This window comes from Nonomuraea sp. NPDC005650 (assembly GCF_040605375.1).
Classification (GTDB): Bacteria; Actinomycetota; Actinomycetes; order Streptosporangiales; family Streptosporangiaceae; genus Nonomuraea.
Genome location: NZ_JBEXCR010000001.1, coordinates 513,213 through 534,631, shown reverse-complemented (window position 1 = coordinate 534,631; position 21,419 = coordinate 513,213). Strand labels below are relative to the sequence as shown.

Genomic DNA, 21,419 nt, shown 5'->3' with positions numbered 1-21,419 from the left:
GTTCGCAGCATCCCCTCCTGGGCGGCTTCCTCGGGCAGTATCAGCGTCTCCCCGAGGAAGCCGGTACGCCATCCGTACCCCGCCCGGGCTTGGTGACGCCACGGGAGGCCTCTCGCGTTGTTCCTGGTAGCCCCTGGTACTGTGTGTGCCGACCAACACCCTTTTAAGACCCGTCCCGTGAGGCGGGAAAGGTGGTGAGATTCGCCATGTCCGATTCCAGGGCTGTCCTCGAGGCCCCGGACATCCACCGTGCGCTGACCCGGATCGCGCACGAGATCCTCGAACGCACCAAGGGCGCCGACGACGTCGTGCTCCTCGGCATCCCGACCCGCGGCGCCACGCTGGCCCGCAGGCTCGGCGACCGCATCGAGCAGTTCGAAGGCGTCAAGATCCCGGTCGGTTCGATCGACATCACGATGTACCGCGACGACCTGCGGCTCAAGCCCGCCAGGCCGCTCGGCCGCACCGAGCTGCCGCCGGACGGCATCGATGGCAGGGTCGTCGTGCTGGTGGACGACGTCCTCTACTCCGGGCGCACCGTGCGCGCCGCGCTCGACGCCCTCAACGACCTCGGCCGGCCCACCGCGGTGCAGCTGGCCACGCTGGTCGACCGCGGCCACCGCGAGCTGCCCATCCGCGCCGACTACGTCGGCAAGAACCTCCCGACGGCCAAGAGCGAGAAGGTCAAGGTCTACCTGCAGGAGATCGACGGCCGCGACGCCGTGCTCCTCATGAAGGGGGACGCCAAGTGAACCGCCACCTGATCTCCGCGGGCGACCTCACCAAGGACGACGCGCTCCTCATCCTCGACACCGCCGAGGAGCTGGCGAGGGTCTCGGAACGTTCCATCAAGAAGCTGCCCACGCTGCGCGGGCGCACCGTGGTCAACCTGTTCTTCGAGGACTCCACCCGCACGCGCATCTCGTTCGAGGCGGCGGCCAAGCGGCTGTCCGCCGACGTGATCAACTTCTCGGCCAAGGGGTCGAGCGTGTCCAAGGGCGAGTCGCTCAAGGACACCGCGCTCACCCTCGAGGCCATGGGCGCCGACGCGGTCGTCATCCGCCACGGCGCCTCCGGCGCGCCGCACCGCCTGGCCAACTGGGTGCGCGGCAGCGTCGTCAACGCCGGCGACGGCACCCACGAGCACCCCACGCAGGCGCTGCTCGACGCCTTCTCGATGCGCCGCCGCCTGGGCAGCCTCGAAGGGCGCAAGGTCACGATCGTCGGCGACGTGCTGCACAGCCGGGTCGCCCGCTCCAACGTGCTGCTGCTCGACACGCTCGGCGCCGACGTCACGCTGGTGGCGCCGCCGACCCTGGTGCCCGTCTCCGTCGGCTCCTGGCCGTGCGAGGTCTCCTACGACCTCGACGCGGTGCTGCCGAAGTCGGACGTGGTGATGATGCTGAGGGTGCAGAAGGAGCGGATGAACGCCGCCTACTTCCCCAGCGAGCGGGAGTACTCCCGCCGATACGGCCTGGACAGAGACCGGTTCGCCAAGATGCCCGAGGACGCCATCGTGATGCACCCCGGGCCGATGAACCGGGGCATGGAGATCGCCGCCGAGGTGGCCGACTCGGCGCGCTCCACGATCGTCGAGCAGGTCGCCAACGGCGTGACCATTCGCATGGCGGTGCTGTACCTGCTGCTGGGGGGAGAGAGCGCATGATCATTCGTAATGTCAGGATCCTGGGCGGGGAGCCCGTCGACATCCGGGTCGCCGACGGGCTGATCGCCGAGATCGGGCCGGGCCTGGAGGGGCCCGAGACCGTCGACGGCGGCGGCGCCATCGCGCTGCCGGGCCTCGTGGACCTGCACACGCACCTGCGCGAGCCCGGCCGCGAGGACGCCGAGACCGTGCAGACCGGCACGCAGTCGGCCGCCCGGGGCGGATACACCGCCGTGCACGCCATGGCCAACACCTCGCCGGTCGCCGACACCGCGGGGGTCGTCGAGCAGGTGTGGCGGCTCGGGCGCGAGTTCGCGCACTGCGACGTCCACCCCGTCGGCGCCGTCACCGTCGGCCTGGAGGGCAAGCAGCTCGCCGAGCTGGGCGCGATGGCCGACTCTGCCGCCCGCGTACGGGTCTTCTCCGACGACGGCAAGTGCGTCGACGACGCCGTGCTGATGCGCCGCGCCCTGGAGTACGTCAAGGCGTTCGACGGCGTCATCGCCCAGCACGCCCAGGAGCCCAGGCTCACCTCCGGCGCCCAGATGAACGAGGGCGTGGTCTCCGGCAGGCTCGGCCTGACCGGCTGGCCCGCGGTCGCCGAGGAGGCGATCATCGCCCGCGACTGCCTGCTGGCCGCCCACGTCGGCTCCAGGCTGCACATCTGCCACGTCTCCACGGCCGGCTCGGTCGAGATCATCCGCTGGGCCAAGTCCAAGGGCTGGAACGTCACCTGCGAGGTCACCCCGCACCACCTCCTGCTCACCGACGACCTGGTCGAGGAGTCCCCGGTGGGCGCGTACAACCCGATCTACAAGGTCAACCCGCCGCTGCGCACCCGCGCCGACGTCGAGGCGCTGCGGGCCGCGCTGGCCGACGGCACGATCGACATCGTCGCCACCGACCACGCCCCCCACCCGGTCGAGGACAAGGAGACCGAGTGGTCGGCCGCGGCCATGGGCATGGTGGGCCTGGAGACGGCGCTCAGCGTGGTCCAGGAGGCCATGGTCGAGACCGGGCTGCTCGACTGGGCGGGCGTCGCCGAGCGCATGTCCGCCGTCCCGGCCCGCATCGGCCGTCTCGGCGGCCAGGGCCAGCCGCTCGAAGCCGGCGCCCCGGCCAACATCACGCTGTACGACCCGTCCGCGCGCACCGAGGTGGATCCGTCCGCATTCGCGTCGAAGAGCAGGAACACCCCCTACGAGGGGATGACGCTGCCCGGCCGGGTGGTGGCCACGTTCCTGCGCGGCAGGGCGACCGTTCTCGAAGGGAAGCTGGTTTGAACACATCGGTGCTCGTCCTGGAAGACGGCCGCGTCTTCCAGGGACGTCCGTACGGCGCCGAGGGCGAGACGTTCGGCGAGATGGTCTTCAACACCGGCATGACCGGCTACCAGGAGACCCTCACGGACCCGTCCTACCATCGGCAGATCGTCGCCATGACGGCGCCCCACATCGGCAACACCGGCGTCAACGACGAGGACCCGGAGTCCGGGCGCGTCTGGGTCGCCGGCTACGTCGTGCGCGAGCCGTCCAGGGTCGTCTCCAACTGGCGGGCCAACCGCTCGCTCGACGACTACCTCAAGGAGCAGGGCGTCGTCGGGATCGCCATCTCCGGCACCCGCGCGCTCACCCGCCACCTGCGCGAGCGCGGCGCCATGCGCGCCGGCATCTTCACCGCGCCCACCGCGCCGGTCGAGGAACTGGTCGAGCGCGTGCGGCAGTCGCCCCGCATGGAGGGCGCCGACCTGGCCGCCGAGGTGGCCACCACCGAGCCGTACGTGGTGCCGGCGATCGGGGCCAAGCGCTTCACCGTGGCCGCGGTGGACCTGGGCATCAAGGGCATGACCCCGCACCGGATGGCCGAGCGCGGCTGTGAGGTGCACGTGCTGCCCGCGACGGCCACGTACGAGCAGATCATGGCCGTCGGCCCGGACGGGGTGTTCTTCTCCAACGGGCCCGGCGACCCCGCCACGGCCGACGTGAGCGCGCTGCGGGGTGTACTGGAGGCCGGGGTCCCGTTCTTCGGGATCTGCTTCGGCAACCAGCTCTTCGGGCGGGCCCTGGGCCTTTCCACCTACAAGCTGCGCTACGGGCACCGGGGCGTCAACCAGCCCGTCCAGGACCTGCGCACCGGCAAGGTCGAGATCTCGGCGCACAACCACGGGTTCGCCGTGGAGGCGCCGCTCGACGGGCCGTTCGACACCCCGTACGGCCGGGCCGAGGTCAGCCACGTCAACCTCAACGACCGATGCGTGGAGGGGCTGCGGCTGCTCGACGGCCGCGCCTTCAGCGTCCAGTACCACCCCGAGGCCGCCGCGGGGCCCCACGACGCGGCCTATCTGTTCGACGAGTTCTGTGAGGTCATGAGCCGTGCCCAAGCGTGAGGACATCAGGTCCGTGCTGGTGATCGGCTCGGGGCCGATCGTGATCGGACAGGCGTGCGAGTTCGACTACTCGGGCACCCAGGCGTGCCGCGTGCTGCGGGCCGAGGGCTTCCGCGTCGTCCTGGTCAACAGCAACCCTGCGACGATCATGACGGACCCCGAGTTCGCCGACGCCACGTACGTCGAGCCGATCACCCCCGAGTTCGTCGAGAAGATCATCGCCAAGGAGCGGCCCGACGCGCTGCTGCCGACCCTGGGCGGCCAGACCGCGCTCAACACCGCGGTCGCGCTGCACGAGTCGGGCGTGCTGGAGAAGTACGGCGTCGAGCTGATCGGCGCCGACTTCGACGCGATCCAGGCGGGGGAGAACCGCGAGCGGTTCAAGGAGATCGTCGCCAAGGTCGCCCGCGAGCGCGGGCTCAACGCCGAGTCGGCCAGGTCGGCCATCTGCCACACGATGGAGGAGTGCCTGGCCGCCGCGGGCGAGCTGGGCTACCCGGTCGTGGTCCGGCCGTCGTTCACCATGGGCGGGGCCGGGTCCGGGTTCGCCTACGACGAGGACGACCTGCGGCGCATCGCCGGATCCGGGCTCGACGCCTCTCCGACCACCGAGGTGCTCCTGGAGGAGTCGATCCTCGGCTGGAAGGAGTACGAGCTGGAGGTCATGCGCGACAAGCACGACAACGTCGTCATCGTCTGCTCCATCGAGAACATCGACCCGATGGGCGTCCACACCGGCGACAGCGTCACCGTCGCGCCCGCGCTGACCCTGACCGACCGCGAATACCAGAACATGCGCGACGTCGCCATCGCGGTCATCCGCGAGGTCGGCGTCGACACCGGCGGCTGCAACATCCAGTTCGCGGTCGACCCGAGCACCGGCCGCATGATCGTCATCGAGATGAACCCGCGCGTGTCGCGCTCCTCGGCGCTGGCCTCCAAGGCCACCGGGTTCCCGATCGCGAAGATCGCGGCCAAGCTGGCCATCGGCTACACGCTCGACGAGATCCCCAACGACATCACCAAGGAGACCCCGGCCTCCTTCGAGCCGACGCTCGACTACATCGTGGTGAAGGTGCCGAGGTTCGCGTTCGAGAAGTTCCGGGGCGCCGACCAGACGCTCACCACGCACATGAAGTCCGTGGGCGAGGCCATGGCCATCGGCCGCTCCTTCCCCGAGGCGCTGCAGAAGGCGCTGCGGTCGCTGGAGAAGAAGGACTCGTCCTTCACCTGGGCGGGCTCGCCCGGCGACAAGGCCGAGCTGCTCGAGCGCTGCCGCACGCCGCACGACGGGCGGCTGCGCACGATGCAGCAGGCCATCAGGGCGGGCGCCACGCCCGAGGAGGTGTTCGAGGCGACCAGCGTCGACCCGTGGTTCGTCGACCAGCTCTTCCTGCTCCACGAGGAGGCCGGGCAGGTCGCCGCCGCCGACGAGCTGACCGCCGAGGCGCTCGAGCGGGCCAAGCGGCACGGGTTCAGCGACGCGCAGATCGGCGAGATCCGCGGCATCGACGAGGCCCGGGTGCGCGACCTGCGCCACGCGCTGGGGCTGCGCCCGGTCTACAACACCGTCGACACCTGCGCCGCCGAGTTCGCCGCGAAGACGCCGTACCTCTACTCGACCTACGACGAGGAGAACGAGGTCCCCGACGGCGAGCGCGAGAAGGTCATCATCCTCGGCTCCGGGCCCAACCGCATCGGGCAGGGCATCGAGTTCGACTACGCGTGCGTGCACGCCTCGTTCGAGCTGTCCAGGGCCGGGTTCGAGACCGTCATGGTCAACTGCAACCCGGAGACCGTCTCGACCGACTACGACACCTCCGACCGGCTCTACTTCGAGCCGCTCACGCTGGAGGACGTCCTGGAGGTCGTCTACGCCGAGCAGCAGACGGGCCCGGTCGCGGGCGTGATCGTGCAGCTCGGCGGCCAGACGCCGCTGGGGCTGGCGCAGGCGCTCAAGGACGCGGGCGTGCCCGTGGTGGGCACCTCGCCGGAGTCGATCCACCTGGCCGAGGAGCGCGGCGCGTTCGGGCGGGTGCTGGCCGAGGCGGGCCTGCCCGCGCCCAAGCACGGCACCGCCCTCACCGTCGCCGAGGCCAGGGAGATCGCCGAGGAGATCGGTTACCCTGTGCTCGTCCGGCCGTCCTACGTGCTCGGCGGCGCCGGCATGGCCATCGTGTACGACGACGACACGCTGACGACGTACATGGCGGCCCAGGAGGGCGGCCACCCGGTGCTGGTGGACAAGTTCCTGGACGAGGCCATCGAGATCGACGTCGACGCCCTGTACGACGGGTCGGAGCTCTACCTGGGCGGCGTCATGGAGCACATCGAGGAGGCCGGCATCCACTCCGGCGACTCGGCGTGCGCGCTGCCGCCCATCACGCTCGGCAGCCACGACATCAAGCGCATCCGCGCCGCCACCGAGGCCATCGCCGCGGGGGTGGGCGTGCGCGGGCTGCTGAACGTCCAGTACGCGATGTCGGCCGGGGTCCTCTACGTCCTGGAGGCCAACCCGCGGGCCAGCCGGACGGTGCCGTTCGTGTCCAAGGCGACGGGGGTGCCGCTGGCCAAGGCGGCGGCCCGGGTGATGCTCGGCGCGTCGATCGCCTCGCTCCGCGAGGAGGGCATGCTGCCCGCGACCGGCGACGGCGGGACGCTGCCGATGGACGCCTCCATCGCGGTCAAGGAGGCGGTGCTGCCGTTCAACCGCTTCCGGGGCGTGGACACCGTGCTGGGGCCGGAGATGCGCTCCACGGGCGAGGTCATGGGCATCGACAAGTTCTTCGGGATCGCGTACGCCAAGTCCCAGGCGGGCGCCTACGGCGCGCTGCCGACCAAGGGACGCGCGTTCGTGTCCGTGGCCAACCGGGACAAGCGTGCCATGATCTTCCCTGTGAAGGCCCTGGCGGATCTCGGATTCGAGATCCTGGCCACCGAGGGGACCGCCGAGGTGCTGCGCCGCAACGGCGTCCATGCCAAGATCGTGCGAAAGCAGAGCGAGGGGACGGGTCCCGGAGGTGAGCCCACGAGCGTGCAGGCCATTCTGGACGGCGAGGTCGACCTGATCGTCAACACGCCCTTCGGCAGTCCTGGGCAGTCCGGGCCGCGGCTCGACGGCTACGAGATCCGCACCGCCGCGGTGCTGCGCGGCATCCCGTGCATCACCACGGTCTCAGGGCTCGCCGCGGCGGCGGCGGGTATCCAGGCGATCGTCCGCGGCGATGTCGGCGTACGGTCGCTCCAGGAGCACGCACAGGCTCTCCGGGGCTGACCCCGCACAGGAGGTGAAGACGTCTGGCCGGCACTCCGGTGCAGGTGACGGGCACGGTGCTGACCACGCGCCGGGTCGACGCCTACCATGCGCTGACGGTGGTGGCGCCCGGCATCGCCGAGCGCTACCGCCCCGGTCACTTCGTCTCCGTGGCGGTCGGCGGGGCCCACACGTCGATGGTGACCCGCCGCGCGCTGTCCATCCATGACGTCAAGGCCGACTACGGCGGCACGGTCGAGCTGGTCTTCACCGCCCAGGGCCCCGGCACGGCCTGGCTGGCCGAGCGGCGCGCCCGCGACACGCTCGACCTGGTCGGGCCGCTCGGCCGGCCCTTTCCGCTGCCGCGCGACCCGGCGCACTGCGTGCTCGTCGGCTCCGAGTACGGCTCCGCGGTGCTGTTCCCGCTGGCCGACGCGCTGCTGGCGCGGGGCTGCCGGGTCGACTTCGTGCTGGGCGGCACCGGGGCCGAGCGGGTGTTCGGGGCCATGCGGGCCCGCCGGATCGCCGAGACCACCACGCTGACCACCGAGGACGGCTCGCTCGGGCTTCGCGGCAAGGTCACCGACGCGCTACCCTCGGTGATCGCCGACGCGCGGGCCGACGCGGTCTACGCCTGCGCGCCGATGGAGACGCTGCGGGCGGTGACGGCGGTGGCGATGGAGTTCGACATCCCGGTGCAGGTGGCCGTCGAGGAGTCGATGGCCTGCGGCATCGGGGTGTGCATGACGTGCGTGCTGCCCGTCATCGGGGACGACGGGGTGACCAGGATGGTGCGGGCGTGCGCTGAAGGGCCGGTGTTCCGGGGGGAGCGGGTGCGCTTCGAGGACGTGGGAACGATCCCGTTCGACGCGCTCGGCGCCCCCGGAGGCGGTGCACGACATGTCAGTTGATATGCGGACATTTCTGGCGCATATGGAGCTCGCGAACCCGATCACCACGGCCGCCGGATGCGCCGCTTCGGGGCGGGAGCTGGCCCAGTTCTTCGACCTGCACCGGCTCGGGGCGCTGACCACCCGCTCGATCACCATGGCGCCGCGCGCCGGGCGGCCCACGCCGCGCATGGCCGAGACGCCCTCCGGCATGCTCAACGCCGTCGGCCTGCAGGGGCCCGGCATCGACGCGTTCCTGGAGCGTGAGCTGCCCTGGCTCGCGCAGCGGGGCATCAAGACCATCGTCTCGATCGGCGGCGGCACCGTCGCCGAATACTCCGAGCTGGCCCGCCGGCTCGCCGACGCGCCCGGGGTGACCGCGCTGGAGGTCAACCTCTCCTGCCCGAACATCGAGGACCGCGGCCGCGTCTTCGCCCGCGAGGGCAGCGCCGCGGCCGAGGTGATCGCCTCGGTGCGCTCCATCATGCGCTACGACGTGCCGGTCGTGGCCAAGCTGGCCCCCGACGTGGCCGACATCGTGTCGGTCGCGCGGGCCTGCGTGGACGCTGGGGCCGACGCGCTGTCCATGATCAACAACCCGCTGGGCATGGCCATCGACACCGAGGCGCTGCGGCCCTCGCTCGCCGCCGTGACCGGAGGGCTGTCGGGGCCCGCGATCCTGCCGCTCGCCGTACGGTGCGTGTGGCAGGTCCACGCCGCCCTGCCCGGGGTGCCCCTCATCGGCATCGGCGGCGTGATGAGCGGCAGGGACGCCTTCCAGCTGGTCCTGGCGGGCGCCTGCGTGGTCGGAGTGGGCACGGCGCTGTTCCACGACCCCTATGCCTGCCTGCGCATCGAACGCGAGCTTGAGGACCTTCTGAGGGCCCGCGGCTTCCAGCGCCTGGCCGACGCCGTCGGCCTCGCCCACCGCCCGCCGGGGAGCGCCCCGCGCCACCTGCTCGTCGACTCCGAAGAGAGCACCCTGTGACCACCGTCCGTCCCAACGAGGAGAGCACGTCTTGACTCCCGCGCCCCTGTTGACGCCCGCGCCCATCGCCGTCGCCCTCGACGCCCCCGATCTGGAGACCGCCGCCCAGTGGGCGGCCCTGGTGACGCCGCACGTCAGCACGGTCAAGGTGGGCCTGGAGCTCTATCTCCGCTACGGCCCCGACGTGATCGCCTCGGTGCGGGGCGCGAGCGGCGTCCAGGTGTTCCTCGACCTCAAGCTCCACGACATCCCGAACACCGTCGCCGGCGCCTCCCGCGCCGTCTCCCGCCTGCGCCCGGCCATCCTCACCGTTCACGCCGCCGGGGGTCCCGCCATGATCCGCGCCGCCGTCGAGGCCGCGGACCCGCAGACCAGGATCGCCGCGGTGACGATCCTGACCTCGCTGTCGGAGGCCGACCTGGCGCGCATCGGGCTCGTGGGGCCCGCCGACGACGCCGTACGCCGCCTGGCGGCCCTGTCGGTGGAGTCGGGGGCCACGGGGCTGGTGTGCTCGCCCAACGAGGTGTCCGCGGTGCGGGCGGAGGTGGGGGAGGGGATCACGCTCATCACGCCGGGCGTGCGGCCCACGGGGGCCGACACGCAGGACCAGGCGCGGGTCGCCACGCCCGAACAAGCCCTCGCCGACGGCGCCGACCTCCTGGTCATCGGCCGGCCCATCACCGCCTCGCCCGACCCCGGCGCCGCCGCGGCCGCCATCGCCGCATCTCTCCGCCGCGCGTCATGACCCCCCTCTGACAGCCCTACCTCTACGACTACGCACGGCGGTGCGGGTGCCGTTCACCCCGCACCCTTTATGGCCGCGCACGGTGGGCGGCTTATGGCTGCGCACGGTGGGTCGCGTGCCGTTCAGGCCGTTCATTCTTTACGGCTGCGCACGGTGGGCCGCACGCGCCGGCGCCCGTTGCCGTCCGTCATGGCCGGTCGTGAAGGCTCACGGGCTGGTCGCCGTGACGACGCGCATTCTTGACCGGCTCCGTGGCCAATCGCCGGCCCATCGCGCCCGGACCTCAGCCCGCACGTGCCCGCCCCTCGGCCGCACTGCCACAGCCCCTGTGCGGCGGTCGACCCTACGGCGCGGCTGACCAAGCGACGCGGCCCGCTCCGTGCGGCGGCCGACTCGGCGTCGCGGCCGGCGGTGTGCCGGTGCCGGTGTCGTGGTGTGGGCCCATGGTGTGGCCAAGGTTGGGCGTGAGGCTTGTGGTGCCCGTGGGGTGGTCGTGGCCCGAGCGGTCGGAGGTCCGGTCGTTCGGGTGGGGCCGGGTTTCCGGGCGCGGTGGGTGGGCGTCCGGGGGTGTGATCCGCGGGCTCGGATCGGTGGCAGGTTCCCGTGGCGCGGGGGTGCCGTCCGGAGGGGTGGGCGGCGGATTGCTGATCATGGTGCGTCAGGGGTGCCTTGCAAGATCGTAATGCATCCGTGGGGGCCTGCGCACGCGATCTTCGGAAAGGGTTTCGGCCCTGGTCTGGGCAGCATTACGGACATCGGCGGGTGGCTGGAATGCGATCATCGTTGCGTTTCGCGACACCGTCGCGGCCCGACGCGCGAACCGGGAAGTGAGGGCGATTTGATCAGCACAATGTGATTTTACAATCACGCAGAGTGATGAAGTGGATTTTGTGAGGAGAGAAACAGCGCTTGACGTTGCTTAGGGGGCGATGACCAGCTAGTTTCCCTTCCCGTCCGAGTACATCGACAGAAATTCGAGGTGACCCGGCGTGGCTCTTCCTCCACTGACCCCTGAGCAGCGCGCCGCAGCCCTGGAGAAGGCTGCCAAGGCCCGTAAAGAGCGTGCCGAGGTCAAGAACCGGCTCAAGCATGGCGCGGTTTCTCTGGCTGAGGTGCTCAAGGATGGGCAGACCGACGACGTCATCGGCAAGATGAAGGTGTCGGCTCTGTTGGAATCGCTCCCCGGCGTCGGCAAGGTCCGCGCCAAGCAGCTCATGGAGCGGCTTGCCATCGCCGAGTCCCGCCGCGTGCGGGGTCTCGGCGCGAACCAGAGGGCCTCCCTCGAGCGCGAGTTCGGTGGCAACGAGAGCTAATCTCTGTTCCACAAGAAAGCGCAGGTTCAACGGGGGGTAGGAAAGTGACCGACGGGTCCTGGTCCGGAGAAGTCAGTGCCTATGAGGCATTCGGACCCGGAGCGGAGGTCGGATTCTTGCCCTTGAGCGAACGGCGGCTGACGGTCCTTTCTGGGCCGTCGGGCGTCGGCAAGTCCACGGTCGTCGCCGAGCTCCGGCGGGCACACCCCGAGGTGTGGCTGTCGGTCTCGGTGACCACCAGGAGGCCCCGTCCCGGTGAGGTGAACGGGGTCCACTACTACTTCGCCGACGGCGAGGAGTTCGACCGGCTGGTGACGGCCGGGGAGCTGCTCGAATGGGCGGAGTTCGCGGGAAACCGCTACGGCACGCCGCGCGAGCCGGTGCTGAAGAAGCTCGCCGACGGTGTGCCCACCCTGCTCGAGATCGACCTCGAAGGCGCCAGGCAGGTGCGCAGGAGCATGCCGGAGGCCCTGCTGGTGTTCCTGGCCCCGCCCACCTGGGAAGAGCTGGAGAAGCGGCTGCGCGGCCGCGGCACCGAGCCCGAGGACGTCATCACGCGCCGCCTGGAGGCGGGGCGGGTCGAGATGGCCGCCGAGCAGGAGTTCGATCTGACACTCGTGAACACGAGCGTCCAAGATGTGTGCCGCCGGCTGATAGCCTTGATGACTGACCCTCAGGGGGTCACGACAACCATCAACCGAGAGGTCTGACAATCGTGGCAGGCACCACCCCGGCCGCGGAGGGCATCACCAACCCGCCGATCGACGCGCTGCTCGACATCGTCGACAGCAAATACTCCCTGGTGATCATGGGCGCCAAGCGCGCTCGCCAGATCAACGCCTACTACTCCCAGCTCGGCGAGGGCCTGCTGGAGTACGTCGGCCCGCTGGTCGAGACGCACGCGCAGGAGAAGCCGCTGTCCATCGCGCTGCGCGAGGTCTCCGAGGGCCTGCTCAACGCCGAGCCCATCGAAGGCGCGGTCTGACGCCTTCGATGAAGGTCGTCCTGGGCGTCAGCGGCGGCATCGCCGCGTACAAGGCTTGCGAGCTGCTGCGCCTGTTCACCGAGTCGGGGCACGAGGTGCGGGTCGTGCCGACCCGCGAGGCGCTGAAGTTCGTGGGCGCGCCCACCTGGGCCGCCCTGTCCGGCAATCCCGTGTCGGCCGAGGTGTGGGACGACGTCCACGAGGTGCCCCACGTACGGATCGGCAAGCGGGCCGACCTCGTCGTGGTGGCGCCCGCGACCGCCGACGTGCTCGCCAGGGCGGCCCACGGGCTGGCCGGCGACCTGCTCACCAACACGCTGCTGACGGCCACCTGCCCGGTCGTGTTCGCGCCCGCGATGCACACCGAGATGTGGCAGCACCCCGCCACCCGCGCCAACGTCTCGACGTTGCGCGAGCGGGGCGCCGTCGTGATCGACCCCGCCGTCGGCCGCCTCACCGGCGCCGACACCGGCCCGGGGCGCCTGCCCGACCCCGCGGAGATCTTCGAGGTCTGCCTGCGCGTGCTGCGCGGCCGGCCCCGCGACCTGGCCGGGCGCAAGGTTGTCGTCTCCGCCGGGGGCACCCGGGAGGCCATCGACCCGGTCCGCTACCTCGGCAACCGCTCGTCGGGGCGGCAGGGCTACGCGCTGGCCCGCACGGCGGTCGCCAGGGGGGCCGAGGTGACGCTGGTGGCGGCGAACGTCACGCTGCCCGACCCCGCCGGGGCGAAGGTCGTACGGGTGGAGTCCGCGACGGAGCTCCGTGAGGCGGTGCTCGCCGCCGCGGCCGACGCCGACGTGGTGGTCATGGCCGCCGCGGTGGCCGACTTCCGGCCCGCCGCGCGGCACGAGGCGAAGATCAAGAAGACGGACGGCGAGCCGGAGCCGATCTTCCTGGCCAAGAACCCCGACATCCTCGCCGAGCTCGGCACCCTCCGCCGCGAGGCCCGGCTCATCCACGAAGCCCCCACCACCGAGACTCACGAGGCGCAGCCCCTCCCGGTCGCCGCGAGCGCGAGCGGTGAGAACGCGGCCCCGACGTCGGGCGGTGGGAGCGCGGTCCCGTCATCGGGCGGCGAGGGCGCTTCGGCGCCGCCGGTCGGCCGGGTCGCCGGGCCGCGGCAGGGTGACGTCGTGCCGCGCCGGGCGTACCCGGAGGTGATCGTCGGGTTCGCGGCCGAGACGCACGACGTGCTCGCCAACGGACAGGCCAAGCTCGCCCGCAAGGGGTGCGACCTGCTGGTCGTCAACCAGGTGGGGGAGGGGCTGGCGTTCGGCACGCCCGACAACGCGGCCACCGTGCTCGTGGCGGGCGGCGACCCGGTCGAGGTGCCGTTCGGGCCCAAGGAGGCCCTGGCCGACGTCGTGTGGGACCTCGTGGCGGCCCGCCTCGCCTAGTGCGCGGCCGCACTGCGTTTCGGCGCGATCAGCACCCTGAGGACATGGGTCTCACCTCGGGTATTGGACCGTTCAAATCGTGCAAGACCGATTACCCGATCACCTATTGCGACATCCCTATACGCCTGCGGATACTTGGGGCAAAGGGGGATGGAATGCCGGTGGGGTCTGCTGTCAGAGACCGTTGTAGAACATTGCTCGGCGACCAGGGGGAGATCCGCTATGTCTTCCCCGCAGTGTCCGTGGGACCGACGGGAACGGGGAATTTCCTGATCGTCGTCACCGCTTCCTCTATATCGGTGCTGGCCACCAGGACGCTCCGGAGCGATCGGCCGGTCGCGGTGTTCGCGGAGTTCCCGCGCTACACCAGGCTCGGCCCGATTCTGCCTGGACCGGTGATCGAGCTGGACTCGATGGTGTTCGAGTTCGATGAGGAGTACGCCGCGGTGGTGGCTGCCGCCGACGCGGAGATCTTCGCGCCGGAGACGCTGCCGCCCGACCCCTTGCCCGAGCTGTGAGCCGAGCCGCATGACGGATGGTTTCGCACCCTGGCTCCGGGTGGGGCTAGACTTCGGCGAGGCCCAGGCATGCCCACGCGTCCCGGGCCTTAAATCCGTCAGCAGCCGCTGCATGAGGAGCCACTGAGTTGTCACGTCGCCTGTTCACCTCCGAGTCGGTCACCGAGGGCCACCCGGACAAGATCGCTGACCAGATCAGTGACGCGATTCTCGACGCCATGCTCAAGGACGACCCCAAGAGCCGGGTCGCCGTCGAGACGCTGATCACTACCGGCCAGGTCCATGTCGCAGGCGAGGTCACCACCGAGACCTACGTCGACATCCCGGCCCTCATCAGGGAGAAGATCCTCGAGATCGGCTACGACGCCTCCCACAAGGGCTTCGACGGCGCTTCCTGTGGTGTTTCGGTGTCCATCGGCGCCCAGTCCCCCGACATCGCGCAGGGCGTCAACGACGCCTACGAGAGCCGGGTCGACCAGGCCGAGGACGAGCTGGACCGTCAGGGCGCGGGCGACCAGGGGCTCATGTTCGGCTTCGCCTGCCGCGAGACCCCCGAGCTGATGCCGCTGCCGATCACCCTCGCCCACCGGCTGGCGCAGCGGCTGTCGGAGGTGCGCAAGAGCGGCACGGTGCCCTACCTCCGTCCCGACGGCAAGACGCAGGTGACGATCGAGTACGACGGCGACACGCCCGTCCGCCTCGACACCGTGGTGGTCTCCACGCAGCACGCGGCGGAGATCGACCTGCGCGAGATGCTGACGCCGGACATCAAGGAGCACGTGGTCGACCCCGTGCTGGCCGGCCTCGACATCGACACCGAGGGCTACCGCCTGCTGGTCAACCCGACCGGCCGCTTCGAGATCGGCGGCCCCATGGGCGACGCCGGCCTGACCGGCCGCAAGATCATCATCGACACCTACGGCGGCATGGCCCGCCACGGTGGCGGCGCCTTCTCCGGCAAGGACCCGTCCAAGGTCGACCGCTCGGCCGCGTACGCGATGCGCTGGGTCGCCAAGAACGTCGTGGCCGCAGGGCTGGCCGACCGGTGCGAGGTCCAGGTCGCGTACGCGATCGGCAAGGCGCAGCCGGTGGGTCTGTTCGTGGAGTGCTTCGGCACCGAGAAGCTGCCGGTGGAGAAGATCCAGGACGCCGTCCTCCAGGTCTTCGACCTGCGCCCGGCCGCCATCATCCGCGACCTCGACCTGCTGCGCCCGATCTACTCGGAGACCGCCGCCTACGGTCACTTCGGCCGCGAGGGCTTCTCCTGGGAGTCCACGGACCGCGCCGAGGCGCTGCGGACCGCCGCCGGCCTCTGATCCACGCCGGGTCTGATCCATGTCGGGCCTGATCCACGTCGGCCTGATCCACGCCGCCGTCTGAGCTCAAGGGGCGCCGCCTCGGTGTGCGGCGCCTCTGGGCGTGCCGGGAGGCGCGTCCGGAGCCGGTGAGCTTAGGATCGGCCGGTCCGCCCGCCGCCCGGTCATCGAGTCCGGCCGCCGTCCGGCCATTGAGGCGTGGCGTCGTACGGTGGGCTCGACGACGACCCGCCCGCCCGGCCACCGGAGTTCCGGACGGCTGGAGATCACGACCGCGGACACCCGTCCACCTGGGCGAACGCGGGCTTTCCGCGTGCCCGGGACGCGTCGTTCCGGCAACAGCTCCGCTCTCACTCGGTCACGGGGAACGGTCTGGTAGACGTTAAGCGTGACCGACTCCGACGACGCCCTGCTGCCGCTCGACGCCGTGCGGCCCCCAGCGTCGTCGAAGGACACCAAAGGGGCCCCTTCGCCCGCTCCCGAGCGCCCCGTGGCGAGGGTCGTGGTGGACAGCCCGCTGCCGCACCTCGACCGCCCCTTCGACTACCTGGTGCCCGACTCCATGCACGAGACGGCCGAGCCGGGCGTGCGGGTGCGGGTGCGGTTCGCGGGCAAGCTGGTCGACGGGTTCCTGCTGGAGCGGGCGGACGAGAGCGACCACGACGGCAGGCTCATGCCGCTCGAACGCGTGGTCTCCCCCGAGCGCGTCCTCACCCCCGAGATCGCCGGGCTGGCCAGGGCGGTCGCCGACCGGTACGCGGGCACCCTGACCGACGTGCTGCGCCTGGCCGTCCCGCCGCGCCACGCCAAGGCCGAGTCCGCGGAGCCCGCCAAACAGGACCCGCCGTCCGAGGAGCCCGCCAAGCAGGACCTGCCGCCCGCGGAGCCGTCCCAGACCGAAAGCGCATGGAACGCGTACCCGACCGGCCCCTCCTTCCTCGACGCGCTGCGCGACGGGCGCGCGCCCCGGGCCGTGTGGTCCGCCCTGCCGGGCGCCAGGGGATGGGCGGGGGCGACCGCCGAGGCGGTGCGGGCGACGCTGGACGGCGGCAGGGGAGCGGTCGTCGTGGTGCCCGACGGGAAGGACGTGGCGCTGGCCGACGGCGAGTTCGGCCGGGTGCTGGGGCCGGGCAGGCACGTGGCGCTCACCGCCGACCTCGGCCCGGCCGAGCGCTACCGCCGTTGGCTGAAGGTGCTGAGAGGCCAGGTGCGGGCCGTGGTCGGCACCCGGGCCGCGATGTTCGCCCCCGTCGCCGATCTCGGCCTGGTGGCCATCTGGGACGACGGCGACGACCTCCACGCCGAGCGCCTGGCCCCGTATCCGCACGCCCGCGAGGTCCTCGGCCTGCGCGCCCACCGCACCGGCGCCGCGATGCTCATCGGGGGATACGCGCGCACCGCCGAGGCCACCCAGCTCGTCGCCTCCGGCTGGGCCAGGCCGATCGCGGCGGCCCGCACCACGATCAGGGCCCTGGCCCCCCGGGTCCGCCCCGCGGGCGAGGACGCCGAGCTGGCCAAGGACCAGGCGGCCCGCCTGGCCAGGCTGCCCAGCCTCGCCTGGCGGGCCCTGCGCCACGGCCTGGAGAACGGGCCCGTGCTGGTCCAGGTGCCCAGACGCGGTTACCTGCCCGCCCTGGCCTGCCTGCACTGCCGCACTCCCGCCCGCTGCGTCCTGCCGCCCACCCGGAGGGTGGCGCTGCCGCCGGACCCGCACACCGGCGCGGCCATGACGATTCCGGGGGCGGCGGCCGGGCCCGGCCATCTGTGCCACGGGCCGCTCGCCCTCCGGGGCGGTCACGCGGCCCCCTACTGCCGCTGGTGCGGCCGGGTGGACGCCGACTGGCGCTGCTCGTCCTGCGGCAGCCCGAGGCTGCGCGCCGTCGTCACCGGCGCCAGGCGCACGGCGGAGGAGCTCGGCAGGGCCTTCCCGTCCGTGCAGGTGCGCACGTCGGGCCGCGACGGCGTGCTGGCCACGATCCCCGCCGCCCGCGCGCTGGTCGTCGCCACGCCGGGCGCCGAGCCCGTGGCGGAGGGGGGCTACGCGGCGGCCGTGCTGCTCGACGGCTGGGCGCTCCTGGGCCGGGCCGACCTGCGGGCCGGCGAGGAGGCCGTGCGCAGGTGGATGAACGCCGCCGCCCTGCTCCGCCCCGTCGCCGAGCTGGTGGTGCTCGGCGACGCCGCGCTGCCCGCCGTACAGGCCCTGCTGCGGTGGGACCCCGTCACCCACGCCGAGCGCGAGCTGGGCGACCGCGCCGAGCTGGGCTTCCCGCCGGCGGTGCGGATGGCCACGCTGACGGGCGCGGCGAGCGCGGTCAGGCAGATGCTCGAGGAGGTACGCCTCCCGTCCGACGCCGAGGTGCTCGGCCCCGTCCCCGTGGACGAGTCCGGCCAGGAACGCGCCATGATCAGGGTACGGAGGTCCGGCGGGGCGGCCCTGGCGGCCGCGCTCAAAGGGGCCAGTGGGGTGCGTGCGGCGCGTAAGACGCCGGATGTCGTGAAGGTGAGTGTCGACCCACTCGACCTGATTTAGACCGTTTCCCCGATTCGCTCATCTGGAAGCCAGCCGTTAGCGTGCCCATGTGTCGATCGAATGGGTGAACCAGGCCATCGACGACCTGCGCGCTTGGGGCCACGCGCGGGAAGTCGAGGTGGACGCGGACGAGGTCCGCCTGCTCTGCGACTACGCCAGCGACTACCTCAACGTCAACGAACCGGGTGACTTCACCCCGGAGACCTTCGACGAGTTGCTGCTGTCCATCTACCCGCGCAAGGTCATCGCCCCGCCGGAGAGCGCTCCGGAGACCGTCGCCGCCGCGCGCACGTTCGTCGACTACCTCAGCGAGGCGGGCGCGGTGCCAGAGCCGACGGCGGCGCTCATGCGCGACAGGCTCGACGAGATCGCGCCGCGCATGCCCGAGGCCCTCGCCGACCCCGCGAACTTCGGCATGGCCAAGAGCCTGTTCAGCTCCATCGGCCCCGAGTCGCTCGAGCAGGCGGTCGCCATCCCCTCAGGCGAGGCGCCCGACCTGGGCGAGGCGCCCTGCGACTGCCCCGGGTGCACGCCGCTGCCGGCCGCCCGGCTGGCCGCGCGGGAGGACCTCGTCGCGGCGCTGGAGGGCGTGCCGATGCTGGCCGAGGACCCGCTGCCCGACACCGGCGATCCGCTGGCGGGCTGGGCCGGGCGGGTCGCCCACCTGGCCGAGGCGGAGGACGGATACTACGACCTGTTCGACATGCTCTACCGGCTCCAGGTGCGGGTGCCCGTCACCGTGATCGGCGACTACCTCGACGAGATGGCCGAGGAGGGCGAGGCCGACCTGGGCGCCGTGCTCGACCGCCTGTCCTGGTGCGGCATGGTCCAGGTCACGGACGACACCGCGGAGCTCACCTCGCTGGCCGTCTGGGGGCTGCGCGAGCACTACCTCTCGCTCGGCCTCGACGCGCCCGAGGCCCCCGACCTGGCCGAGGCCGACGCGCTCGGGCTCATCGAAGGGCTGCTCGACGGTCTGCCCACCGAGCTCGCCGAGCAGGACATCAGCCGCTGGCTGAGCGGCAGGGCGCCCGGCGAGGCCGCCGCGGAGCTGCTGGCCGCCGCCTCCGGCGCGCCCGCCGTGGCCCGCGGCATCGCGGTCACCATCGTCGACCGGCTGGGCGCCGAGGCCGAGCCCCACGTCCGCGACCACCTCGGCGACCAGGAGCTGCGCCCGCACGCCATCCACTGGCTGGCCGCCAGGGGGCTGCCCGCGCCGCAGCTCACCCAGGAGGAGCTGCTCTGGGTCAGCGTCGACATGCTGGCGCTCGCGATGCCCGCGGCCGAGGAGGATCCCGAGATCTTCGCCGAGAACATGGCCGCTTCGGGCCCGCCCGCCCATATGATCGAGGAGATGTGGCGGGTCGACCACCCCGACGTCGTCGAGGTCCTGGAGCTGCTCGGACGCTCCATCCCCGACGGCACGGTCGCGAAGGCGGCACGCAAGGCCGCCTTCAAAGCCCGGTCCCGCGCCATCCGTTGAGTACGCCCATGTGACTCCTGTGCAGTAAGTTTCGTGGGTGGCAAACAACGTCTTCGACCTCGCCGAGCTGCGCAAGCTGATCGATGAGCAGGCCGCCGTGCCCCCACGGCCTCCTGAGGAGACTCCCGTGGAGCACGAAGCGCTGACGTTCCCGCCGGTCCTGCCCGCGCCCGACGCCGAGCTGGCCGCGGCGGTGCCCGTGGTGCCGCTCGTCGCCGACGCCATCAGGCTCACCACGTGGACGGGCGATCGCGAGGTCGCCCCGGAGGGGCACCTGACCGCGGCGGACGCCGAGGCCGCCGCCCGGGAGCTCGGCCTGCCCGCCGCCCGGCTGCGGCTGATCTGGATCGTCGCCGTCAACACCGGGCTGCTCCGGATCCTCGGCGGCCGCGCCTCGCGGGGCCCGCTGTCGATGCAGCTCACGGTGGAGGCCACGCTGGAGTTCTGGGACGGCGTGGTCATGGACGTGCTCGACCGCGCCGACGAGGGCCTGACCGGCTCGGCCGTGGTCGACGGGCACCTGGCCGAGATGCTCGCCACGATCTACTCCGTGCGCTCCGGCGTGGCCACCGCCAACCTCGCCAGGGGCATCCTCCAGTCCCACGAGGTCGCCTGCGCCCCCGGCCCCGTCGAGATGCGCCGGCTCGCCGCCGCGCTGCCCGCCGAGTTGCTGGAGGCGCTTTCGCTGCTGGCGTACTGCGGGCTCGTGGAGCAGACCGCGGCCGGCCGCACGGCGCTCGCCCCGCTGGGCGTCTGGGCCATCCGGCGCGACCTGCTGCGCGAGGGCCACGACGCGCCGACGACGGCCGAGGTGGAGGTGTTCGCCGACCTGTCGGCGTCCGAGCTGGTGGAGGCGCTGGTCAAGGGTTCGGCGACGCAGAGCGCCGTCGCCGGGTGGCTGGAGCGCCGCGCACCCGAGTCCGCGGCCCGCGACCTGATCGAGATCGCCGCGTCCGGCACGGCGGGGCAGCGCGGCGCGGTCGGGGCCATCCTCGAGGAGCTCGGCCCGGAGGCCGAGGGGCCCGTCAGGCGGGCGCTCGACCACCCGCTCATGCGCCGCTACGCCGCCTCCTGGCTGCACATCCGCGACCTGGAAGCCCCCACGCTCAGCCCAGGGGACCACACCTGGATCGCGGTCGACTCCCTGGCCGCCCTCATGCACCTGTCGGGCCCGGCCGCGGGCCGGCTCGACACGCCCGAGCCGGGGGAAGACCTGATCAAGCTGGTCGGCGAGATGCCCGCGGTCGATCACCCCGACACGATCGCCGTGCTCGACATGCTCGCCGCCGCCCACGACGACCAGGCCGTGGTCAAGGCGGCGCGTAAAGCGGCGATGAAGGCGCGGTCCCTGGAGAGCACTAAACTGGGGTGATCCACAGACGAGAAACGGAGTGACCCCTTGGCGATCCAGTCGATCCGGCTGTTCGGAGACCCGGTGCTGCGCACCCCGGCGGCCCCGGTCGTCGACTTCGACAAGGAGCTCCGCAAGCTGGTCAAAGACCTCACCGACACGATGATGGACGCCCCGGGCGCCGGCCTGGCGGCCCCGCAGATCGGGGTCGGGCTGCGGGTGTTCACCTACTACGTGGACGAGCAGCTCGGCCATCTGATCAACCCCGACCTCGACCTGTCCTCAGACCTGGACGAGGAGGGCGAGGAGGGCTGCCTGTCCTTCCCCGGCCTGTCCTACCCGACGCCGCGCTCCCTCCGGGCCGTGGCCAAGGGCTTCGACCTGCACGGCGAGCCCGTCACGCTGGAGGGCACCGACCTGATGGCCCGCTGCTTCCAGCACGAGACCGACCACCTCGACGGCATCCTGTTCATCGACCGCATGGACCCCAAGCAGCGCAAGCTGGCCATGAAGGCCGTGCGCGAGGCCGAGTGGAGCGGCCTGTCCGCCCCTGTGATCAAGGTCTCGCCGCACGCCACCGGCGGAAGGGCGCTCTGAG

The 21,419-nt window shown here is 71.9% G+C and carries 18 protein-coding genes; all 18 read left to right on the top strand.

What is annotated here, in order from left to right; translation table 11 throughout:
* Nucleotides 1–206 precede the first annotated feature (206 nt).
* The 18 genes from pyrR to def all read left to right on the top strand — a co-directional run bounded on the left by pyrR (nucleotide 207) and on the right by def (nucleotide 21,418).
* Complete coding sequence (pyrR, locus tag ABZS69_RS02415) at nucleotides 207–752, top strand: bifunctional pyr operon transcriptional regulator/uracil phosphoribosyltransferase PyrR (protein WP_185072969.1); 546 nt, start codon at nucleotides 207–209, stop codon at nucleotides 750–752.
* Nucleotides 749–1,666, top strand: coding sequence for an aspartate carbamoyltransferase catalytic subunit (locus ABZS69_RS02410; protein ID WP_355365083.1), 918 nt, complete (start codon nucleotides 749–751; stop codon nucleotides 1,664–1,666). The genes pyrR and ABZS69_RS02410 overlap by 4 nt, the downstream gene beginning before the upstream one ends.
* Complete coding sequence (locus tag ABZS69_RS02405; protein ID WP_355365080.1) at nucleotides 1,663–2,949, top strand: dihydroorotase; 1,287 nt, start codon at nucleotides 1,663–1,665, stop codon at nucleotides 2,947–2,949. The genes ABZS69_RS02410 and ABZS69_RS02405 overlap by 4 nt, the downstream gene beginning before the upstream one ends.
* Entirely contained in the window at nucleotides 2,946–4,052 is a 1,107-nt protein-coding gene (gene carA / locus ABZS69_RS02400) for a glutamine-hydrolyzing carbamoyl-phosphate synthase small subunit (RefSeq protein WP_355365077.1), read from the top strand. Before ABZS69_RS02405 ends, carA begins: the two co-directional genes overlap by 4 nt.
* Nucleotides 4,039–7,326 carry a carbamoyl-phosphate synthase large subunit gene (gene carB / locus ABZS69_RS02395; RefSeq protein ID WP_355365074.1) on the top strand — a complete coding sequence of 1,096 codons (3,288 nt, stop codon included), beginning with the start codon at nucleotides 4,039–4,041 and terminating at the stop codon, nucleotides 7,324–7,326. The genes carA and carB overlap by 14 nt, the downstream gene beginning before the upstream one ends.
* Nucleotides 7,327–7,364: 38 nt before the next feature.
* Entirely contained in the window at nucleotides 7,365–8,216 is an 852-nt protein-coding gene (locus ABZS69_RS02390; RefSeq protein ID WP_355365071.1) for a dihydroorotate dehydrogenase electron transfer subunit, read from the top strand.
* On the top strand, nucleotides 8,206–9,183 hold the full coding sequence (locus tag ABZS69_RS02385) for a dihydroorotate dehydrogenase (protein WP_355365069.1): 978 nt from the start codon (nucleotides 8,206–8,208) through the stop codon (nucleotides 9,181–9,183). Before ABZS69_RS02390 ends, ABZS69_RS02385 begins: the two co-directional genes overlap by 11 nt.
* Before the next feature lie 49 nt (nucleotides 9,184–9,232).
* Nucleotides 9,233–9,928, top strand: a complete 696-nt coding sequence (pyrF, locus tag ABZS69_RS02380; RefSeq protein ID WP_355365323.1) for an orotidine-5'-phosphate decarboxylase — start codon at nucleotides 9,233–9,235, stop codon at nucleotides 9,926–9,928.
* 989 nt (nucleotides 9,929–10,917) lie between these two features.
* Complete coding sequence (gene mihF / locus ABZS69_RS02375) at nucleotides 10,918–11,241, top strand: integration host factor, actinobacterial type (RefSeq protein ID WP_020541698.1); 324 nt, start codon at nucleotides 10,918–10,920, stop codon at nucleotides 11,239–11,241.
* A gap of 116 nt (nucleotides 11,242–11,357) precedes the next feature.
* Nucleotides 11,358–11,951, top strand: a complete 594-nt coding sequence (gmk, locus tag ABZS69_RS02370; RefSeq protein ID WP_355365066.1) for a guanylate kinase — start codon at nucleotides 11,358–11,360, stop codon at nucleotides 11,949–11,951.
* A 5-nt stretch (nucleotides 11,952–11,956) separates the two neighbouring features.
* Nucleotides 11,957–12,226 carry a DNA-directed RNA polymerase subunit omega gene (gene rpoZ / locus ABZS69_RS02365; RefSeq protein WP_043638590.1) on the top strand — a complete coding sequence of 90 codons (270 nt, stop codon included), beginning with the start codon at nucleotides 11,957–11,959 and terminating at the stop codon, nucleotides 12,224–12,226.
* 8 nt (nucleotides 12,227–12,234) lie between these two features.
* Nucleotides 12,235–13,623, top strand: coding sequence for a bifunctional phosphopantothenoylcysteine decarboxylase/phosphopantothenate--cysteine ligase CoaBC (gene coaBC, locus ABZS69_RS02360; protein ID WP_355365063.1), 1,389 nt, complete (start codon nucleotides 12,235–12,237; stop codon nucleotides 13,621–13,623).
* A gap of 44 nt (nucleotides 13,624–13,667) precedes the next feature.
* Nucleotides 13,668–14,141 (top strand): hypothetical protein, encoded by a 474-nt coding sequence (locus ABZS69_RS02355; RefSeq protein WP_355365060.1) that lies wholly within the window; start codon nucleotides 13,668–13,670, stop codon nucleotides 14,139–14,141.
* 128 nt (nucleotides 14,142–14,269) lie between these two features.
* Nucleotides 14,270–15,457 carry a methionine adenosyltransferase gene (gene metK, locus ABZS69_RS02350; RefSeq protein WP_355365057.1) on the top strand — a complete coding sequence of 396 codons (1,188 nt, stop codon included), beginning with the start codon at nucleotides 14,270–14,272 and terminating at the stop codon, nucleotides 15,455–15,457.
* Nucleotides 15,458–15,845: 388 nt separating this feature from the next.
* A complete protein-coding gene (locus ABZS69_RS02345) occupies nucleotides 15,846–17,987 on the top strand; it encodes a primosomal protein N' (protein ID WP_355365054.1) in 2,142 nt (713 codons plus the stop codon).
* A 49-nt stretch (nucleotides 17,988–18,036) separates the two neighbouring features.
* The gene (locus ABZS69_RS02340) at nucleotides 18,037–19,470 is read left to right on the top strand and encodes a hypothetical protein (protein ID WP_355365051.1); all 1,434 of its coding nucleotides are present in this window, start codon (nucleotides 18,037–18,039) and stop codon (nucleotides 19,468–19,470) included.
* 37 nt (nucleotides 19,471–19,507) lie between these two features.
* Nucleotides 19,508–20,842: a hypothetical protein gene (locus ABZS69_RS02335; RefSeq protein WP_355365048.1), complete on the top strand. Its 1,335-nt coding sequence runs from the start codon at nucleotides 19,508–19,510 to the stop codon at nucleotides 20,840–20,842.
* A 27-nt stretch (nucleotides 20,843–20,869) separates the two neighbouring features.
* Complete coding sequence (def, locus tag ABZS69_RS02330) at nucleotides 20,870–21,418, top strand: peptide deformylase (RefSeq protein ID WP_355365045.1); 549 nt, start codon at nucleotides 20,870–20,872, stop codon at nucleotides 21,416–21,418.
* Nucleotide 21,419: the final 1 nt, after the last annotated feature.

Coding starts and splice junctions, on each gene's coding strand:
- ABZS69_RS02385 (WP_355365069.1), top strand. CDS start 8,206: ATGTCAGTTGATATGCGGACATTTCTGGCGCATATGGAGCTCGCGAAC.
- pyrR (WP_185072969.1), top strand. CDS start 207: ATGTCCGATTCCAGGGCTGTCCTCGAGGCCCCGGACATCCACCGTGCG.
- ABZS69_RS02355 (WP_355365060.1), top strand. CDS start 13,668: ATGGGTCTCACCTCGGGTATTGGACCGTTCAAATCGTGCAAGACCGAT.
- ABZS69_RS02405 (WP_355365080.1), top strand. CDS start 1,663: ATGATCATTCGTAATGTCAGGATCCTGGGCGGGGAGCCCGTCGACATC.
- coaBC (WP_355365063.1), top strand. CDS start 12,235: ATGAAGGTCGTCCTGGGCGTCAGCGGCGGCATCGCCGCGTACAAGGCT.